19 protein-coding genes are annotated in these 16524 nt (G+C 62.0%); 10 read left to right on the top strand and 9 right to left on the bottom strand.

Annotation, left to right across the window (positions count from 1 at the left end; translation table 11 throughout):
• Nucleotides 1-14: 14 nt before the first annotated feature.
• Both RGV59_RS01730 and RGV59_RS01725 read right to left on the bottom strand, forming a co-directional pair.
• Nucleotides 15-1103: an endonuclease/exonuclease/phosphatase family protein gene (locus tag RGV59_RS01730; RefSeq protein WP_017848311.1), complete on the bottom strand. Its 1089-nt coding sequence runs from the start codon at nucleotides 1101-1103 to the stop codon at nucleotides 15-17.
• A 40-nt stretch (nucleotides 1104-1143) separates the two neighbouring features.
• Nucleotides 1144-1803, bottom strand: coding sequence for a YciC family protein (locus RGV59_RS01725; protein WP_017848310.1), 660 nt, complete (start codon nucleotides 1801-1803; stop codon nucleotides 1144-1146).
• A 181-nt stretch (nucleotides 1804-1984) separates the two neighbouring features.
• On the opposite strand from RGV59_RS01725, the gene RGV59_RS01720 reads away from it, so the two are divergent.
• The 3 genes from RGV59_RS01720 (at nucleotide 1985) to RGV59_RS01710 (ending at nucleotide 4012) form a co-directional block, all read left to right on the top strand.
• Nucleotides 1985-2749 (top strand): DUF2076 domain-containing protein, encoded by a 765-nt coding sequence (locus RGV59_RS01720; protein WP_017848309.1) that lies wholly within the window; start codon nucleotides 1985-1987, stop codon nucleotides 2747-2749.
• A 128-nt stretch (nucleotides 2750-2877) separates the two neighbouring features.
• A complete protein-coding gene (locus tag RGV59_RS01715; protein ID WP_017848308.1) occupies nucleotides 2878-3354 on the top strand; it encodes an NYN domain-containing protein in 477 nt (158 codons plus the stop codon).
• Between the two features lie 46 nt (nucleotides 3355-3400).
• A complete protein-coding gene (locus RGV59_RS01710; RefSeq protein WP_017848307.1) occupies nucleotides 3401-4012 on the top strand; it encodes a PolC-type DNA polymerase III in 612 nt (203 codons plus the stop codon).
• A gap of 124 nt (nucleotides 4013-4136) precedes the next feature.
• Here the strand turns inward: RGV59_RS01710 and RGV59_RS01705 are convergent, their stop codons facing one another.
• Nucleotides 4137-4433, bottom strand: a complete 297-nt coding sequence (locus RGV59_RS01705) for a DUF6124 family protein (RefSeq protein ID WP_017848305.1) — start codon at nucleotides 4431-4433, stop codon at nucleotides 4137-4139.
• A 756-nt stretch (nucleotides 4434-5189) separates the two neighbouring features.
• Here RGV59_RS01705 and RGV59_RS01700 point away from each other — a divergent pair.
• Complete coding sequence (locus RGV59_RS01700; RefSeq protein WP_126586239.1) at nucleotides 5190-5462, top strand: acyl carrier protein; 273 nt, start codon at nucleotides 5190-5192, stop codon at nucleotides 5460-5462.
• Nucleotides 5463-5506: 44 nt separating this feature from the next.
• Here the strand turns inward: RGV59_RS01700 and RGV59_RS01695 are convergent, their stop codons facing one another.
• Nucleotides 5507-5968: an Lrp/AsnC family transcriptional regulator gene (locus RGV59_RS01695; RefSeq protein ID WP_017848304.1), complete on the bottom strand. Its 462-nt coding sequence runs from the start codon at nucleotides 5966-5968 to the stop codon at nucleotides 5507-5509.
• A 160-nt stretch (nucleotides 5969-6128) separates the two neighbouring features.
• Between RGV59_RS01695 and yedA the strand changes: the two genes are divergently transcribed.
• Together yedA and RGV59_RS01685 are read left to right on the top strand one after the other, a co-directional pair.
• A complete protein-coding gene (gene yedA / locus RGV59_RS01690; RefSeq protein ID WP_017848303.1) occupies nucleotides 6129-7025 on the top strand; it encodes a drug/metabolite exporter YedA in 897 nt (298 codons plus the stop codon).
• A gap of 60 nt (nucleotides 7026-7085) precedes the next feature.
• Nucleotides 7086-8420 carry a DEAD/DEAH box helicase gene (locus RGV59_RS01685; protein ID WP_017848302.1) on the top strand — a complete coding sequence of 445 codons (1335 nt, stop codon included), beginning with the start codon at nucleotides 7086-7088 and terminating at the stop codon, nucleotides 8418-8420.
• Between the two features lie 124 nt (nucleotides 8421-8544).
• Here the strand turns inward: RGV59_RS01685 and RGV59_RS01680 are convergent, their stop codons facing one another.
• The gene (locus tag RGV59_RS01680) at nucleotides 8545-9771 is read right to left on the bottom strand and encodes a TIGR03862 family flavoprotein (protein WP_126586237.1); all 1227 of its coding nucleotides are present in this window, start codon (nucleotides 9769-9771) and stop codon (nucleotides 8545-8547) included.
• A gap of 171 nt (nucleotides 9772-9942) precedes the next feature.
• Complete coding sequence (locus RGV59_RS01675; RefSeq protein ID WP_046482194.1) at nucleotides 9943-10863, bottom strand: histone deacetylase; 921 nt, start codon at nucleotides 10861-10863, stop codon at nucleotides 9943-9945.
• A gap of 76 nt (nucleotides 10864-10939) precedes the next feature.
• Here RGV59_RS01675 and RGV59_RS01670 point away from each other — a divergent pair, with 76 nt between their 5' ends.
• The 3 genes from RGV59_RS01670 to RGV59_RS01660 are packed head-to-tail and all read left to right on the top strand — an operon-like array spanning nucleotide 10940 to nucleotide 13013.
• The gene (locus tag RGV59_RS01670) at nucleotides 10940-11509 is read left to right on the top strand and encodes a GNAT family N-acetyltransferase (protein WP_046482192.1); all 570 of its coding nucleotides are present in this window, start codon (nucleotides 10940-10942) and stop codon (nucleotides 11507-11509) included.
• A 38-nt stretch (nucleotides 11510-11547) separates the two neighbouring features.
• Nucleotides 11548-12417: an acyl-CoA thioesterase II gene (gene tesB, locus RGV59_RS01665; RefSeq protein WP_017848298.1), complete on the top strand. Its 870-nt coding sequence runs from the start codon at nucleotides 11548-11550 to the stop codon at nucleotides 12415-12417.
• Nucleotides 12414-13013 (top strand): HAD family hydrolase, encoded by a 600-nt coding sequence (locus tag RGV59_RS01660; RefSeq protein ID WP_046381966.1) that lies wholly within the window; start codon nucleotides 12414-12416, stop codon nucleotides 13011-13013. Before tesB ends, RGV59_RS01660 begins: the two co-directional genes overlap by 4 nt.
• 120 nt (nucleotides 13014-13133) lie before the next feature.
• Here the strand turns inward: RGV59_RS01660 and RGV59_RS01655 are convergent, their stop codons facing one another.
• Genes RGV59_RS01655 through RGV59_RS01645 form a run of 3 tightly spaced genes read right to left on the bottom strand, consistent with a single transcriptional unit; the run spans nucleotide 13134 to nucleotide 15460 of the window.
• Complete coding sequence (locus tag RGV59_RS01655; protein ID WP_126586235.1) at nucleotides 13134-14114, bottom strand: alpha/beta hydrolase; 981 nt, start codon at nucleotides 14112-14114, stop codon at nucleotides 13134-13136.
• The gene (locus RGV59_RS01650; protein WP_126586233.1) at nucleotides 14115-15002 is read right to left on the bottom strand and encodes a neutral zinc metallopeptidase; all 888 of its coding nucleotides are present in this window, start codon (nucleotides 15000-15002) and stop codon (nucleotides 14115-14117) included.
• A gap of 44 nt (nucleotides 15003-15046) precedes the next feature.
• On the bottom strand, nucleotides 15047-15460 hold the full coding sequence (locus tag RGV59_RS01645; RefSeq protein WP_046482185.1) for a lipoprotein: 414 nt from the start codon (nucleotides 15458-15460) through the stop codon (nucleotides 15047-15049).
• A 185-nt stretch (nucleotides 15461-15645) separates the two neighbouring features.
• Between RGV59_RS01645 and RGV59_RS01640 the strand changes: the two genes are divergently transcribed.
• Complete coding sequence (locus tag RGV59_RS01640) at nucleotides 15646-16524, top strand: DMT family transporter (protein WP_017848293.1); 879 nt, start codon at nucleotides 15646-15648, stop codon at nucleotides 16522-16524.

Here is a 16524-nt window from a genome sequence, read left to right as displayed (position 1 = left end):
TGTGGGAGGGGCGGTTATTGCGCGGCGGGCAGCAGGAAGCGGGCGATGACCGGCAGATGGTTGGAAATGCGCAACGTATCCGCCTGGCGCACCTTGGCTTCTACACGCTTGATCCGCGAGCTGTAGAACAGGTAATCGACGGTGCGATCCGGCCCGTCCAGGCTCGGGTCATTCGGAAAGTGCGTCAGCCACTGCTCACGATCAATCCCGGTGGATTCGCTGTTGCTCGGGATCATCGGGTATTTGTCCCACAGCAGATGCAATTCGCTGTCCGGTGAATACTGCCCGCGTTTACCGGCATCCAGGCGCAGGAATTGCCCCAGCGGCAGCAAATTGAAATCCCCGCCGATCAACCACGGCGTACCGCGGCTTTCGAATTTATCCAGCAGTTTCACCGTGGCCTGGACTTGTGCTTGCACCGCACTGCGCCCGGGTGCGTCGCCTTCCAGGCGAGTGTTGAGCACCGCCAGTTGGCCGCCGTCGCTCAAGGGCAGATAGGTCAGCAGCAACGCCGGTTTGGGTTGGAACTGACGGCTGATGAAATCCGCGGGCGGTACGGGCAGTTGCAGGCGTTCGGCGTGTTCGATCTGGTAGCGGCTCAGGGTCACCAGCTTGCGGCCGACGCTGCCGAAAATATGCAGGTTGGGGATAAAGTCGGCTTTCCAGTCGAAGGCCTGGGCGCTGCAGGGGTAGAGATCGACGAGCCGCTCTTGCAGCAGCGCCACCTGATCCTGGTAGTGGGACGGCTTGGCGCCTTCGTCGAGTTCCTGCAACAGCAGGATGTCGGGCTGTTCGTCGCGAATCACCCGGGCCACTTCGTCGAGGCTGAAGGCCATGTCTTCGACGGTGGGGCGGTCGTCCGGGCCGCTGCCGTCGGCGGTGTCGTACCAGAACACGTAGTTCTTGCCGGCCAGGTACTGCACGTTCCAGGTCATTACCTTGAGCGCCTGCCCGGGCAGCAGGGTCGGCGCACGGGGCGCGATGCAGCTCACGGGCAGGGTTTGCTTGTCGGCGGGGCGCCAGGTCAGGCTGTAGATCAGGGCCGTCAGCAGGCCCGCGATGATCAGCAGGCCCAGCAAGGTGAGGCGCAATAAACGGGTCATCGGCTCGGCTTATAGCGTGTCAGAGGTGACACGGAGCATATCACCGCACGTCGGCGTCGCCACCGATCAGCATAAATAAACGGAACAGCACCACACTGGTAAACAGCTGCAGGAAGCTGTGCGCGCTGTCGATCAGCACGCCCAGCAACGGCGCGGGCTCGGGATACGCGGCCATGCTGGCGCCTTTGAGCAGCCACAGTGGCGTCATTACGCACAGCAGGCACACCAGGATTCGCCAGAAATGCCCGCGGGTCAGGCGCAAACTTTCCTTCATCGCCGCCAGTGCGGACATGCCGCGCAGCACCAGCAGGTACTCGGCGAACGCCAGCACCACCATCAGCCACAGCCCCGGCAGGAAATACAGCGACAGCCCGAGCAATATCAGCAGGGTGCTCATCGCCGTCAGCAGGGCGAAGCGCGGCCACAGCGTCAGGGCCATGGCCCACACATCCTTGGTGCGCGGCGATTCGCCACGGGTGCGGGCGTCGAGAAACAGGATCAGCGCCCCGGTGTACAGCGGATACACCAGCAACCCCACCACCACGCTGTAGCCGGGGAAGGCATCCGGGCCGAGCGTGTGGTCGAGCACCTGTTGCAGCAGGGCTTCGAGGATCACCAGCGGCAGGCACAGCTGGACGATGGCGCCCAGGTTGCGCTGGGTGAAACGGAGGGAGTCGCGCAGCACATCTAACGGATTCATCAGAGTCATCACAGGCCGAAAAAAAGCAGGGGCACACTTTAACCGATAGGTGCCGTGAGCAAGCAAACGTAAACCTTGAGTAAAGACCATTGAAACAACTGGTAACACCCCCATAACTAGTAGGACCGAGCCTGATCACAGGCCGGACCATGATTTCTACCGGCAATCTAACGAGGTCGCCATGAACAGCGAAGAGCAAACCCTGATCGATGGACTGTTTTCACGGCTGCAACAGGCCGAAACGGACTCAGCCCCCCGCGACGCGCAGGCCGAAGCGCGGATCAAGGAGCATATGACGCGCCAACCGGCGGCCGGGTACTACATGACCCAGTCGATCCTGGTGCAGGAACACGCGCTCAAGAACCTCGACGCGCAGAACAAGCAGCAGGCGCAACAGATCCAGCAATTGCAAGACGAGCTGCAGCGGGCCAAGTCCCAGGCGGCACAACCGGCGCCGAGCAGCGGTGGCTTTCTGTCGAGCATTTTCGGCGGCGGTTCCCGTGACGCGCAACCGCCACAGAGCGCTCCGGCCTCATCCGGCGGCGGTTGGCGTGAACCGGCTCGGCCGTCTTTCGGACAACCTGCACCGCAACAAAACTACGCCGCCCCGCAGCAGAACTACCAACAGCCGCAACAACCCGCTGCCGCCCCCATCGGCAGTGGCTTTCTCGGTGGCGCCCTGAAAACCGCAGCGGGTGTGGCCGGTGGTGTGATGCTGGCGGAAGGTATCAGCAGCCTGTTCAACCACAACTCGCAACAGCCGCAAGTGGTGGAAGAAATCATCCGTGAAGTGCCTGCGCCTGCCAGTGACAACAGCAACTGGGGCAACGATGACCAGAAGTTTGCTGGCAATGACAACTGGGGCAGCAACAATTCCGACAGCTTCGCGGACAGTGATTATTCCGACAACTCGTCCTCCTTCGACGACGACGATTCCTTCGTCTGACGCATCCAGGCCGGGGCGCTTTGCCGCCCCGGGCTGATTTTTCCCGGAAACTTTCCCGTGGCTGGCATACTGGCAACCTTTGCGGACCTTCGCGTCCGGGGTCCAAGCGGCAGTCATGGGGAAGTGCGGTGAAGAAAATTGCAGTGTTCGCCGATGTACAAAACCTCTACTACACCGTGCGCCAGGCGTATGGCTGCCACTTCAACTACGCCGCCCTGTGGGCTGACATCAGCTCGCGCGGGCAGATCGTCGAGGCGTATGCCTATGCCATCGACCGTGGTGACAGCAAGCAGCAGCAATTCCAGCAGATCCTGCGCAACCTGGGCTTTACCGTGAAGCTCAAGCCCTACATCCAGCGCAGCGACGGCTCGGCCAAGGGCGACTGGGACGTGGGCATCACCATCGACATCATGGACGCCGCCGCTAACGTCGACGAAGTGGTGTTGGCTTCCGGCGACGGTGATTTCGACATGCTGCTCGACCGCATCATCCACAAGCATGGCGTCGAAGCTGTGGCCTATGGCGTGCCGGGGCTGACGGCCAACTCACTGATACGCGCCGCCAGCCGCTACGTGCCGATCGAAGGCGCGTTGCTGCTCAAATAAGCGCTGCGGTTCAATAGATAAATGCTTAGACGGAGTTGGAACAGGTTTGGAACGTATAGCGGTCATCGACTTTGAAACCACCGGCATCACCCCGAGCAGCCACTGCCGGGCCACGGAAATCGCGGTGGTCATCCTCGAACGTGGCCAGATTGTGGACCGCTACCAGAGCCTGATGAACGCCGGCGTGCGCGTGCCGGGCTTTATCGAACAGCTCACCGGCATCAGCAACGCCATGCTGCGCAGCGCGCCGCCGGCCGAGCGGGTGATGAACGAAGTCAACGAGTTCGTCGGCACCACACCGCTGCTGGCGCACAACGCCGCGTTCGACCAGAAGTTCTGGGACTTCGAACTGGGCCTGATCCGCCGCACCCGCCTGCAAAAATTCGCCTGCTCGCTGCTATTGGCCCGCCGCCTCATGCCTGCTGCACCCAACCACAAACTCGGCACCCTCAACAGCTACGCCCAACTGCCCCACACCGGCCAGGCTCACCGGGCCATGGCCGATGCGGAGATGGCGGCTAACCTGACGGCGCACCTGGCCGAGCAACTGCGGCGAACCCATGGCTTGCGCGAGCTGTCCCACGACCTGCTGTGTACCTTGCAGAAAGTCCCGGCGGCGAAGATCAATGAGCATTTGAAGAAGCATCGCGGGTTCTGATAGAACGAACACCGTTCAAAATGTGGGAGGGGCTTGCCCCCGATAGCAGTGGATCAGTCAGCTTATGTGTAGCTGACCCACCGCAATCGGGGGCAAGCCCCCTCCCACATTCGTTATGTGTGGTTCAACGAGGTTGCACACACTCCAGCGCCCGATCCACCACTCCCTTCGCCATTTCCACCAAATGCATCACCGCCCGTTGCTGCGCGTTCATCGCCTCACCCGGCAAGTGCGCAGTTTTCACCGCGCAATGCAGCAAGTCCGCCGCATGGGCGAGGGCATCTTCGAGGCTCAGGTTGTCATTCAGGATGAAGGTGGGCGCATCCGGGGCGGACGCTTTGAGGTAGTAGTCGATGGCGCGGCGGTTGAGCAGGGCGTCTTCGCTCAAGAAATCTGGTGGATCGGGGGTGACTTTGACCATGGTGGAACTCCTTGCAGGAAGAAGTTGCAACCGTCCGCTTGCACGCGAATTGGGGTGGCAACTGTACGTAGGTGTGCAAGACCGGGGCAAGGAGCGAAACCCAGCAGGCCCGAAGGCCTCCCACGCACAGCCGCCATAATGGGCGAACGCCAAGCATCAAGCTGGGCATTAATAAGCTGTATGTTGATTTGTGGATTCTACTTGCCGTCGGACTTGCACGTCCGGCCACCGAACATTCGATGACTGAGCGAGACTGCGACCTGATCCGACGGAAACAAGGTCGTGGAATTCTCTAGGAAACGTCCCGCAAATGAAAGGGATTGGTCTTGCTGGCCACTAAAACATCAGTTCTTTGTGGAGGCTTTTAGCGGTCTTCTGAAACGTCAGTAGGCTAAGCGCTACTGCTTCGTCGGACCTTTCTGGTTTTTCCCGCCAACCACCAATCGCCCTTTGCTGAAACTTACTATCCGCCTGTCATTTACGTACAGGGACTACGGCATGCAGGAACGCGATCTTCATACAGCAATCATGCGAAGCAAGTTTGAGCTCGAAAGCAAGGGCATCGATTTCGGCTCAACTTCAAGCATGGCGTTTCATATGGGAAACACAATGACAAGCTGCCCGGCAGTCATGGCTTTGCCTAATTCGCCAGGCTCGACCCATGGCGCCAGATCGGGCGAGGCATTCCCTTCGTGGCTGCGGGGTTGGCTGTCTTTGATCTCATCAGTATTGGCAAGTGTGCCTATGAGGCAAGAAATGCAAAGTAATCTGACTCGAGCCGAGATCAGCGAAAAGGTCATTCAACTGTTCGTCGATATCATCGGCTTCATCGACCGCAGCCAGGTGACGGAGCAAACGGATTTCATCCATGACTTCAAGATCATCGATGACGATTTGACTTGCTTTGTCATGCAGATCAAGTGGCAATTCAAACTGCGTGCGACTCAGGCAGATTGGGATCACATCACCACCCTCGAGCAAATTGTCGACTTGATCGTTCAGCGTTCAAATCTGCAGTGCGGGCTCTGACGCCATCGGGGGCAAGTCGAATCGTCGCACCCGATGGCGCTGGATCAGCCACCACTTTTCCCATTCCCCTCCAACTGCCCCAACGGCACCCGCCGCGCTATCGCGCTCGACAAAATGATCGAGGTCTTGCTGAACCCGAACTTCGCTATCCGATTAATCAAACTCTCCAGCTCCGGCATGGTGCCTACCGCCGCTTGCATGATCACGCACGGATCGCCCGTGACCCGGTGGCATTCGGTCAGTTCGGGGATTTCGGCCAGGGCGTCGTACACCTTCTGGCTGCCATGGTTGGTCAGGCGCAGTTCGATCACGCACTGGATCGGCAGGCCGACTTTGGACAGGTCCACCTTGGCCTGGTAGCCGGTGATCACGCCGCTGGCTTCCAGCTTGGCCACGCGCTCGGCCACGGCGGGGGCGGAGAGGTTGACCGTGCGCGCGAGTTGCGCGTAGGACGCGCGGCCGTCTTCGAGCAGGGCGCTGAGGAGCATGCGGTCGTATTTGTCCATGAAAAGGCTCCAGCGTCAGGTGGCTTTCGAAAGCATGGTTTATAGCCCTCATAACCATGCTTTGAAAAGTGTATGGGCGGTTTAAACAGGTTTTGTAACTTATGTTTATGCACCTGTCTTTTTAGAATAAGCCTCTCTTTTTCTGCCGCAGAGCTGCCCAATGCCTGGCCCACGTCGCTTTCCCTTACCGTTGATCGCCGCCTTTTTTGCGTTGTATGTGATTTGGGGGTCTACCTACCTGGTGATCCGGATCGGTGTGGAGTACTGGCCACCGCTGTTGCTGGCGGGGATTCGGTTCTGTACGGCGGGGGCGCTGATGTACGCGTTTTTGCGCTGGCGTGGAGTGCCGGCGCCGACGTGGGTGCAATGGAAGTCCGCCGGGATGATCGGGATTTTGCTGCTCACTTTCGGTAATGGCGGTGTCACGTTGGCGGAGCACGCGGGGGTGTCGTCCGGTGTCGCTGCGCTGGCCGTGGCGACCGTGCCGCTGTTCACCTTGCTGTGCGGTTACTTCTGGGGCGCGCGTAATACCCGTCTGGAGTGGGCGGGGGTGATCCTGGGCATTATCGGCATTGCCATGCTCAACATGGGCAGCACCTTGCAATCGAGCCCGATCGGCGCGGCTTTATTGCTGTTTGCCGCCGCCTCGTGGGCGTTCGGTTCGGTGTGGAGCCGGCAACTGCCGCTGCCCCAGGGCGCGATGGCCAGTGCGGCGGAGATGCTGGTGGCCGGTGCGGCCCTGTTGATCGGCAGCGCAGTGTCCGGTGAGCACCTGCAAGCCATGCCGCCGCTGGAGGGCTGGCTGGCCCTGGCCTACCTGACGGTGTTCGGTTCGATCATCGCCTTCAACGCGTATATGTACCTGCTCAAGCACGTGCGTCCGGCTGCCGCGACCAGCTATGCCTATGTGAACCCGGCGGTGGCGGTGTTGTTGGGGATCGTGTTTGTCGGCGAGTCCATCGGCATCGAAGAGGCACTGGCCATGTTGGTGATCATCAGCGCCGTGCTGTTGATCAGCCTGCCCCAGTGGCGAAAGCCTGGGCCGAAAATAAGGTAAACTGCCGCGCATAACGCCTTTTTACCCGCTTAGGCGCTGAATTTCCCCTACGGTAACCACATGACTTTCGCCACACTTGGCCTGATCGAACCCTTGCAGCGCGCCCTTGAGACGCTCGGCTACCAGACCCCGACGCCGGTGCAGGCGCAAGCCATTCCGGCGGTGCTGGCCGGCCGCGACCTGATGGCCGCTGCCCAGACCGGCACCGGCAAGACCGCCGCTTTCGCCGTGCCGCTCCTGCAACTGCTGACCATGGAAGGGCCGAAAGTCGCCGCCAACTCGGCGCGCGCGCTGATCCTGTGCCCGACCCGCGAGCTGGCCGAGCAGGTTCACGCCAGTGTTGCTGAGTATGCCCAGCACCTGCCACTCACCACCTACGCGGTGTACGGCGGCGTGAGCATCAACCCGCAGATGATGAAGCTGCGCAAAGGCGTCGATGTGCTGGTCGCCACGCCTGGCCGCCTGATCGACCTGTTTCGCCAGAACGCGCTGAAACTCAATCAGCTGCAAACCCTGGTGCTCGACGAAGCCGACCGCATGCTCGACCTGGGCTTCTCCGAGGAGCTGGCGAATATTTACCGCATGCTGCCGAAAAAGCGCCAGACCCTGCTGTTCTCCGCGACCTTCTCCGATGAAATCCGCACGCTCGCCGGGCAAATGCTCAACGACCCGCTGAGCATCGAAGTCAGCCCGCGCAACGTCGCCGCCAATACCGTCAAGCAATGGGTGGTGCCGGTGGACAAGAAGCGCAAGCCGGAGCTGTTTGTCCACCTGATGCGCAAGGGCCGCTGGAAGCAGGTGCTGGTGTTCGCCAAGACCCGTAACGGCGTGGATGCGTTGGTGGATAAGCTGCAGGGCCTGGGCATCAATGCTGACGGCATCCACGGCGACAAGCCGCAGGCGACCCGTCAACGTGCGCTGGACCGCTTCAAGTCGAGCGACGTGCAGATCCTGGTGGCCACCGACGTGGCGGCCCGTGGCCTGGATATCGAAGACCTGCCGCTGGTGGTCAACTTCGACCTGCCGATTGTGGCTGAAGACTACATCCACCGTATCGGCCGCACCGGCCGCGCGGGCAACACCGGCGAGGCGATTTCCCTGGTGTGCGCCGATGAAGTGAACATGCTGTCGGCCATCGAGATGCTCACGCGTCAGACCTTGACCCGGCATATGGAACAGGATTTCGAGCCGGAACACCGCGTGCCGGACACCGATGCCAGTGGGCAAGTGGTGAAGAAACCGAAAAAGCCGAAGAAGCCCAAGGCTTCCGGTGGTGGCGGCAAGCGCAACCTGGGCAAGTGGGTGGACAGTGGTGAGGTCGCGCCTGCCGAGCCGTCGATCAAGCCGGTGCGCAAGGTGCCGGTGTTCAACACCGGGCCGCGTAAGAAGAAGTGATTTTGCGGCGCTGCTGATGGCCGTCATCGGGGGCAAGCCCCCTCCCACAGTTTTGATCTGTGAATACATTCAAAATGTGGGAGGGGGCTTGCCCCCGATGACGGCTTTGAATTCACCACAGATCTCAGCGCTTAAGCCACTCCAACATCCCCCGCCCGGCCGCTCTGCCACTGGCAAAACACCCCGTCAGCAAATACCCGCCGGTCGGCGCCTCCCAGTCCAGCATCTCCCCCGCACAAAACACCCCCGGTAATTGCTTGAGCATCAACCGCTCATCCAGCGCCTCAAACGGCACACCGCCCGCCGTACTGATCGCTTCATCCATCGGCCGGGTTTTCACCAGGCTCAGGGGCAATGCCTTGATAGCCACAGCCAATTGCGCCGGGTCGTTGAAGTGTTCGGCGGGTGCCAGCTCACGCAACAACGCCGCCTTGACCCCATCCAACCCCAACTGACTGTGCAGATGCTTGCTCATCGAGCGCGACCCACGCGGCTTGGCCAAGGCGGCCTGGACCTTGTCCAGCGGCTTGCTCGGCAGCAGGTCGATGTGCACCGTGGCGGCGCCATTGCGATTGATCGCCTCACGAATCGGTGCCGACAGCGCATAGATCAGGCTGCCCTCGATACCGCTGGCGGTGATCACGCATTCGCCGAGGCGCGGCTTGTCATCTCCCAGGCCGATAGCGACGTTTTTCAACGGTGCGCCAGCGAATTTGCTGACCATCAGTTCGCTCCAGGCCGACACCTCGAAGCCACAATTACTCGGCTGTAACGGCGCGCAGGGCACGCCTTTAGCTTCCAGCCGCTTGAGCCAGGTGCCGTCGGAGCCCAGGCGCGACCAACTGCCGCCGCCAAGGGCGAGCAGCACGGCGTCGCTGTGGATGGTTTTTTCGCCGTCCGGGCTGTGGATAAGTAAACTGCCGTCCGCGCTCCAGCCCAGCCAGCGATGGCGGGTGTGGATAACCACGCCGTGGTCGCGCAGGCGCTTGAGCCAGGCACGCAACAACGGGGCGGCTTTCATGTCTGTGGGAAACACCCGGCCGGAGGTGCCGACAAAGGTGTCGATGCCCAGGCCATGAATCCATTCGCACAGCGCTTGCGCACCAAACGCACGCAGCAACGGCGCCATCTGCGGCGCACGTTCGGCATAGCGTGACAGGAACGCCGGGTAAGCCTCGGAATGGGTGATGTTCATGCCGCCCACACCGGCCAGCAGGAACTTGCGCCCCACCGAGGGCATGCCGTCGTACACGTCCACCCGCAGGCCCGCCTGGCTCAGGATTTCAGCGGCCATCAGGCCGGCAGGGCCGCCGCCGATAATGGTGACGTGTTGGGCAGGGGTCTGAGGCATGGGCAGGGCTACGGTCGCGTGAATAGGCCGAGCATTCTACCCGAGGACGGCGCAAGTTCCTGATCAAAAAACGTACAGCTTCCTACAGGCTATGCGGTTACTGGCTTTCAGACGTTTACGCTCAAGTTATCCACAGGCCGTTCCACAGGCATTGTGGGTAACGCCCATATTTCAATGACAACCTGATGACGTCCACACCCGTTGCGCGCTGTGGTGCAGGATGCCGTGGCGGCGGGCCAAGGCCACACGGTCTTTGCTGTAGCCGCCGCCGATCACGCCCATCACCGGAATGTCGCGGCCCAGGCAATGGCGCATCACGCTCTCATCGCGGGCGGCGACGCCTTCGTCCGTCAGCTTGAGGTAGCCGAGGGCGTCGTCCTTATGCACGTCGACGCCTGCGTCGTACAGCACCAGGTCCGGTTGGTACAGCGGCAGCAGGTAGTTGAGCGCGTCGTCCACCACCTTGAGGTAATCGGCGTCGCCCATGCCCATGGGCAGCGGGATGTCCCAGTCGCTCTGGGCCTTGCGCGCGGGGAAGTTCTTCTCGCAGTGCAGCGACACGGTGATCGCGTCCGGCGTGTCGTGGAGGATGCGCGCGGTGCCGTCGCCCTGGTGGACGTCGCAGTCGAAGATCAGCACGCGGTTGACCCGGCCGCTGGCCAGCAGGTAATGGCTGATCACGGCCAGGTCATTGAAGATGCAAAAGCCCGCCGGGTAATCGTAGTGGGCGTGATGGGTGCCGCCCGCCAGGTGGCAGGCCAGGCCGTGTTCCAGCGCCTGCTCCGCCGCCAGGATCGAACCGCCCACCGCGCGCACGGTACGCCGCGCCAGGGCTTCGCTCCAGGGCAGGCCGAGGCGCCGTTGGTCTTCGCGGGACAACTCGCCGCTCATGTAGCGTTCGATATACCCAGGTTCATGGGCCAGGGCCAGAATGTCCGCCGGACACAGCGGTGGGCGCAGTAATTGGCTGTCCTGGGTCAGCCCGGTGGACACCAAGTGGTCACGCAACAGGCGGAACTTGTCCATCGGGAAGCGGTGGTCCGCCGGGAACTCGGGGCTGTAATCATCGTGGTAGATCAATGGCAAAGGCATGGGATTTTCTGACGGGAACCTGCGACGGATCTTAACAGCGCGGTACACTCACGCACATGGCAAGGGAGGGGGACCCATGGAGCCGATACTGGAATTGCACAGCGCACGCCTGGTGCTGCGCCAATGGCGCGATGCCGACCTGCCGGCGTTTGCGCACATGTGCGCCGACCCGCAGGTGATGCGTTATTTCCCGACCCGATTGGACCGCCTGGAAAGCGCCGCGTTGATCGGCCGGATTCGTGGGCATTTCGCCGAATACGGCTTCGGCCTGTGGGCCTTGCAGCGCAAGGACAGCGGCGAGTTCATCGGCCTGACCGGGTTGCAGAATGTCAGCTTTGAAACCGCCTTCACCCCTGCGGTGGAAATCGGCTGGCGCCTGGCGCGTGAGCATTGGGGCCTGGGGTATGCCAGCGAGGCGGCATGGACCGCGTTGCGTTGTGGTTTCGACCGCCTGCAGTTGGACGAAATCGTCGCCTTCACCACCCAAACCAATCTGCCATCACAAAAAGTCATGCAAGCCATCGGGATGCATTACGATCCCCAGGCAGATTTTGAACACCCCAAGGTCGCGGCTGATGACCCGCTGCGCCCGCATGTTTTGTACCGCATCACCCGCGCCCAATGGTTGGACACGCTGCACGGATAAGCAGCCCGGAATGCCCCATAGATTGTAGGAGTTGCTCTATGAGCCAAGTATTGGAAGATCTGGTGGACTTGCTGACCCTGGAGCCGATCGAGGAAAACCTCTTTCGCGGCCGCAGCCAGGACCTGGGTTTTCGCCAACTGTTCGGCGGGCAAGTGCTCGGCCAGTCGCTGTCGGCTGCCAGCCAGACCGTAGAAGCCGAGCGGCACGTGCATTCTTTGCACGGTTATTTTCTGCGCCCCGGCGATGCCGCATTGCCGGTGGTGTATTCGGTGGACCGCGTGCGCGATGGCGGCAGCTTCAGCACACGCCGCGTGACGGCGATCCAGAAGGGCCACCCGATTTTTACCTGCAGCGCGTCGTTCCAGTACGACGAAGCCGGCTTCGAGCACCAGACCAGCATGCCCGAGGTGGTCGGCCCGGAAAACCTGCCGTCGGAGCTGGAGCTGACCAAGCAGCGCGTCCACCTGATCCCCGAGCACATGCGCGACAAGTTGCTGTGCCCCAAGCCGATCGAAGTGCGCCCGGTGACCGAAAAAGACCCGTTCAACCCGCAGCCGTCCGACCCGGTCAAGTACGTGTGGTTCCGCGCCGACGGCGCCCTGGCCGACACGCCGGCGCTGCATAAGTACCTGCTGGCCTACGCCTCGGACTTCGGCTTGCTGACCACGTCGCTGCTGCCCCATGGCAAGACCGTGTGGCAGAAAGACATGCAGGTCGCCAGCCTCGACCACGCGCTGTGGTTCCACGCCGACCTGCGCGCCGATGACTGGTTGCTCTACGCCATGGACAGCCCGTGGGCCGGCAATTCCCGTGGTTTCTCACGGGGCAGCGTGTACAACCGCGCTGGGCAACTGGTGGCCTCGGTCACTCAGGAAGGCCTGATCCGCCACCGTAAGGACTGGGCGTGAGCCTGGCGCAGATTAAACATTGGGTGTTCGACATGGACGGCACCCTCACGGTGGCCGTGCATGATTTCGCGGCCATTCGCGTAGCGCTGGATATTCCGCCCGAGGATGACATCCTCACCCACCTCGCAGCATTGCCGGCGGATGTCGCGGCGGCCAAACATGCCTGGTTGCTGGAGCATGAGCGCGAGCTGGCGCTGGGTTCGGTCGCGGCGCAAGGCTCGGTGGAACTGGTGCGGGAATTGGCCGGGCGGGGTTGTCGCCTGGGCATCCTGACCCGCAATGCGCGGGAGCTGGCGCATGTGACGTTGGAAGCGATTGGCCTGGCGGACTGCTTTGCCGTCGAGGATGTACTGGGGCGCGATGATGCGCCACCCAAGCCCGACCCAGGTGGCCTGCTGAAACTGGCGGCGGCCTGGGATGTATCGCCCAGTGCGATGGTGATGGTGGGGGATTACCGCTTTGACCTGGATTGCGGCCGCGCAGCGGGGACCAGAACAGTGTTGGTCAACCTGCCGGAGAACCCGTGGCCCGAGCTGGCTGATTGGCATGCCGCAGACTGCGCGGTACTGCGCCGGATGATCCAGCCCGGGCAATAGAGATCAAATGTGGGAGGGGGCTTGCCCCCGATAGCAGTCTGTCAGTTAAAAATTTGCTGACTGTTACACCGCAATCGGGGGCAAGCCCCCTCCCACAGGTTGAGCCGGTTTCTGCAGGTATTACTGAGAGAACAGTGCCTTCTGTCCTTCAGGCGAAGTGAAGATCCCATCGCCGTTATGCCCAACCCCCGGCACTTCCACCAGCTTCTGGGTCAGTTGCGGGTGGCGCTGCTTGAGGTAGTCGAAATAGTTGTGTCCGCGAATCAGGCGGTACGCGCCCTGGGTCTCGGCTTCGCAGCTTTTATCCAGCGCCGGGTGGTTCGGGTCGGTGTCTTGCCGGCCCAGCAGGTAGGTGATGTCACGCGACACATAGGCCTGTTCCAGTTGCTCGGCGCTTTGCCCCTTGGCATAGGCGGGCAGGTGTTGCATGCCGTACTTCCAGTCATTGAAGCCAGGGCAGTCGGCGACCTTGAACGGCACCGGGCGCTGCGGGCTGAAGTAGGCGTAGGACGACGGGTTGGCCACCACATAGCGCAGGCGGATGCCCGCGCTTTGCAGGCTCGGTTGAGCATGGCCGGTGAGCGCGAAACGCTGCACCACCTGGCCGCCGCCGGAGTGGCCGGCCACCACAATCTCTTTCAGTGCCGGGAACACGGTGCGGTTGCCCAGGTGCTCGATAATCTGGTCCAGGGCGCCGTAGGAACTGACCTGGCCGGGGCCCGTGGAGGGCTCGCCGGCCATCCAGTCATTGCCGTTCCAGCGCAGCACTTGCGGGGCCAGGTGATGGCGTTTCACGTCCGAGTCATTGAGAAACTGCGGCGCGACCACCAGCGTCGTGCCACCAACCCCGGCATGTTCGGCGGCGTCTTCAGCGCTCTGCAGGTAGGTCTGTGCGTTGCGCAGGCGACCATGCACGATGATCAACGCACGGGTGACGTTGGGCAGGGGTTTACTCCAGTCCTGGCTCAAGCCGAGGCTGAGGTCGCCGGCCGTCAGGTGAAAGCGCTCGGGGCTGACCGCCTTGACCCCCTGCTCGGCGGCCCAGGTGGAGGCGCTGCAGGCGACCAGCACACCCAGCAGCATTCGCAATCGCGTATTCATTTAAAGACTCTTGGCCGCGAAGGTGTCGCATTGAGTGATCTGGCCTTGGGCAAAGCCGGTCTTGAACCAACGCACGCGCTGCGCCGAGGTGCCGTGGGTGAACGAGTCCGGCACGACACGGCCCTGGCCCTGTTGCTGCAAACGGTCATCGCCAATCGCGTTGGCCGCATTCAGCGCTTCTTCGATATCGCCGGGTTCCAGCCAGTTCAGGCGTTTTTGCGCGCGGTTGGCCCACACGCCGGCAAAGCAGTCGGCCTGTAGCTCCTGACGCACCAGCAGGCCGCCGTCGCCTTGCATCTGCCGGCCTTGCTGGCGTGCAGCCTGGATCTTCGACGAGATGCCGAGCAAGGTCTGCACGTGGTGCCCGACTTCGTGGGCGATCACGTAGGCCTGGGCAAAATCGCCGGCGGCCTGGAAGCGTTGCGACATTTCCCGGAAGAAATCCAGGTCCAGGTACACCTGCTGATCCGCCGGGCAATAGAACGGGCCGCTGGCGGACGTGGCGCCACCGCAGGCGGAATTGACCCGGCCACGGAACAGAATCAGTTTCGGGTTCTTGTAGGCCAAGCCGTTTTCCTGGAACACCTGGGCCCAGGTGTCTTCGGTATCGCCGAGCACCGCACGGACAAAGTCGGTCTGCTCATCATTGGCCGGCGGCGCCTGGCGCGACGGGGTGCTCACCGAGGGCGCCTGTTCCAACTGGCCGGTCAATTGGCCGAGGATCTGCAGCGGGTCCTGGCCGGTCAGCCAGCCGATGCCGACGATCAACACAATCGCGGTCAGGCTCAGGCCCTTGCCGCCGCCAAAACGCATGCCGCCACTACCACCGCCACTGTCATCGCGGGCATCCACCACGTTGTCGCTGCGTCGGCCTTTTTTCCATAGCATGGGGCAATCCTCTGTGTGCTAAGCGTGATTGATTATGGTCGTGATTAACGGCAATAGCCTTCGCCGGTGGCGACGATCAGGCAGTTCTTTTTATCCGCCAGCCATTTCAACCCGGTTGCCGCACCGTCACCGGCGCGCAGCTGTTGCGGGCCATCGGGGCGGGTGAAGGCGATGCCGTCTTCGGCCGCTTCACCTTTGAAGGTGCCGGCGGCGTCGGCGTCGAGGCCGTATTGCATGGTAAGAAGGTAGTGGCCACGGCCGATGCTGTCGTCCTTGGCGATGGTCAGGTGCAAGCCTTCGACGCCGATCCATTTGCCGACCCAACTGTCGGTGGGTGGGGTTTGCGGCACCAGGGTCGCTTGCACGGAAGGCGGCGCCGGTTTGGCGGGCGCCTTGGACTCTTGGTTGCACGCGGTGAGCAGGGCAAGGGTAGACAGAAGAAAGACAGTTTTTTTCATAGCGGCAAGGCCTTGGTTAAAAAGTGTGCAACGCCGGGGCGAACGTGCAGCGTTGGACTCGATTGCAGTGATTTAGTGCGCTGTTCGCACGGTGTTTGGTTATGCTCTTGGGGCAGACGCATGCCCGACTGCTAGATTAACGGGTTGAGTACCACCGCGTTCAGCCCGCCACGCAAGAGAATTCAATGACTGTCAGCACCCCACTTTCCGGCGTCAACCATCCCTTCAAAGGCATTCTGCTGATTGTGGTGGCGACTTTTCTGTTCTCCAGCCACGACGCCTTGTCCAAATTCCTGGCCGGGTTCTACCCGATCGTGATGGTGGTGTGGGCGCGTTACCTGGTGCATACCTTGTTGATGGCCGGGATTTTCCTGCCGCAATCGGGCTTGCGCGTGCTGCGCAGCAAACGGCCGGGGATGCAGGTGGTGCGGGCCCTGTGCCTGTTGGGTACCAGCCTGTTTTTTACCGCCGCGCTGCATTACATCCCGCTGGCGGAAGCCACCGCAGTGAACTTCCTTGCGCCGATCCTGGTGACGGCGCTGTCGGTGCCTCTGCTCGGTGAACACGTGACGCGTGGCCAATGGCTGGCGGTGATCTGCGGGTTTGTCGGGGTGCTGGTGATCATCCACCCGGGCGGTGAACTGTTCACCCCGGCGGTGCTGCTGCCGCTGTGCTCGGCATTGTTCTTCTGCTTCTACCAACTGCTCACGCGCATCCTCAGCCAATACGACACGCCCACCACCAGTAACTTCTTCGCCGGCCTGTGCAATACCTTGGTGATGAGTGCGATGGTGCCGTTCTTCTGGCAAGTGCCAACCCTGTGGCACGGCGTGTTGATGCTGGCGTTGGGCACCTGCGGGATGACCGCGCACTTGCTGCTGACCCAGGCCTTCCGCTTCGCGGCGCCGGCCTTGCTGGCGCCGTTCGGCTATTGCCAGATCGTGTTTGCGGGCGTGTTGGGCTGGCTGGTGTTTGCGCATACCCCCGACCTGACCACGGTGGTCGGCATCGGGGTGATCTGCATGAGCGGGTTGGCCGCTGCCTGGCAGCAGCGGCGGCGCTGA

The sequence above is a fragment of the Pseudomonas sp. FG1 genome (assembly GCF_034313875.1).
Lineage (GTDB): Bacteria > Pseudomonadota > Gammaproteobacteria > Pseudomonadales > Pseudomonadaceae > Aquipseudomonas > Aquipseudomonas veronii.
The sequence above is the reverse complement of the archived record's forward strand: the minus strand, read 5'-3'. Positions and strand labels throughout refer to the sequence as shown.

Excerpts from the sequence above, each read along its gene's own strand:
- RGV59_RS01730 (WP_017848311.1), bottom strand. The coding sequence starts at position 1,103 with ATGACCCGTTTATTGCGCCTCACCTTGCTGGGCCTGCTGATCATCGCG.
- RGV59_RS01725 (WP_017848310.1), bottom strand. The coding sequence starts at position 1,803 with ATGAATCCGTTAGATGTGCTGCGCGACTCCCTCCGTTTCACCCAGCGC.
- RGV59_RS01720 (WP_017848309.1), top strand. The coding sequence starts at position 1,985 with ATGAACAGCGAAGAGCAAACCCTGATCGATGGACTGTTTTCACGGCTG.
- RGV59_RS01705 (WP_017848305.1), bottom strand. The coding sequence starts at position 4,433 with ATGGTCAAAGTCACCCCCGATCCACCAGATTTCTTGAGCGAAGACGCC.
- RGV59_RS01700 (WP_126586239.1), top strand. The coding sequence starts at position 5,190 with ATGCAAAGTAATCTGACTCGAGCCGAGATCAGCGAAAAGGTCATTCAA.
- RGV59_RS01695 (WP_017848304.1), bottom strand. The coding sequence starts at position 5,968 with ATGGACAAATACGACCGCATGCTCCTCAGCGCCCTGCTCGAAGACGGC.
- yedA (WP_017848303.1), top strand. The coding sequence starts at position 6,129 with ATGCCTGGCCCACGTCGCTTTCCCTTACCGTTGATCGCCGCCTTTTTT.
- RGV59_RS01685 (WP_017848302.1), top strand. The coding sequence starts at position 7,086 with ATGACTTTCGCCACACTTGGCCTGATCGAACCCTTGCAGCGCGCCCTT.
- RGV59_RS01680 (WP_126586237.1), bottom strand. The coding sequence starts at position 9,771 with ATGCCTCAGACCCCTGCCCAACACGTCACCATTATCGGCGGCGGCCCT.
- RGV59_RS01675 (WP_046482194.1), bottom strand. The coding sequence starts at position 10,863 with ATGCCTTTGCCATTGATCTACCACGATGATTACAGCCCCGAGTTCCCG.
- RGV59_RS01670 (WP_046482192.1), top strand. The coding sequence starts at position 10,940 with ATGGAGCCGATACTGGAATTGCACAGCGCACGCCTGGTGCTGCGCCAA.
- tesB (WP_017848298.1), top strand. The coding sequence starts at position 11,548 with ATGAGCCAAGTATTGGAAGATCTGGTGGACTTGCTGACCCTGGAGCCG.
- RGV59_RS01655 (WP_126586235.1), bottom strand. The coding sequence starts at position 14,114 with ATGAATACGCGATTGCGAATGCTGCTGGGTGTGCTGGTCGCCTGCAGC.
- RGV59_RS01650 (WP_126586233.1), bottom strand. The coding sequence starts at position 15,002 with ATGCTATGGAAAAAAGGCCGACGCAGCGACAACGTGGTGGATGCCCGC.
- RGV59_RS01645 (WP_046482185.1), bottom strand. The coding sequence starts at position 15,460 with ATGAAAAAAACTGTCTTTCTTCTGTCTACCCTTGCCCTGCTCACCGCG.
- RGV59_RS01640 (WP_017848293.1), top strand. The coding sequence starts at position 15,646 with ATGACTGTCAGCACCCCACTTTCCGGCGTCAACCATCCCTTCAAAGGC.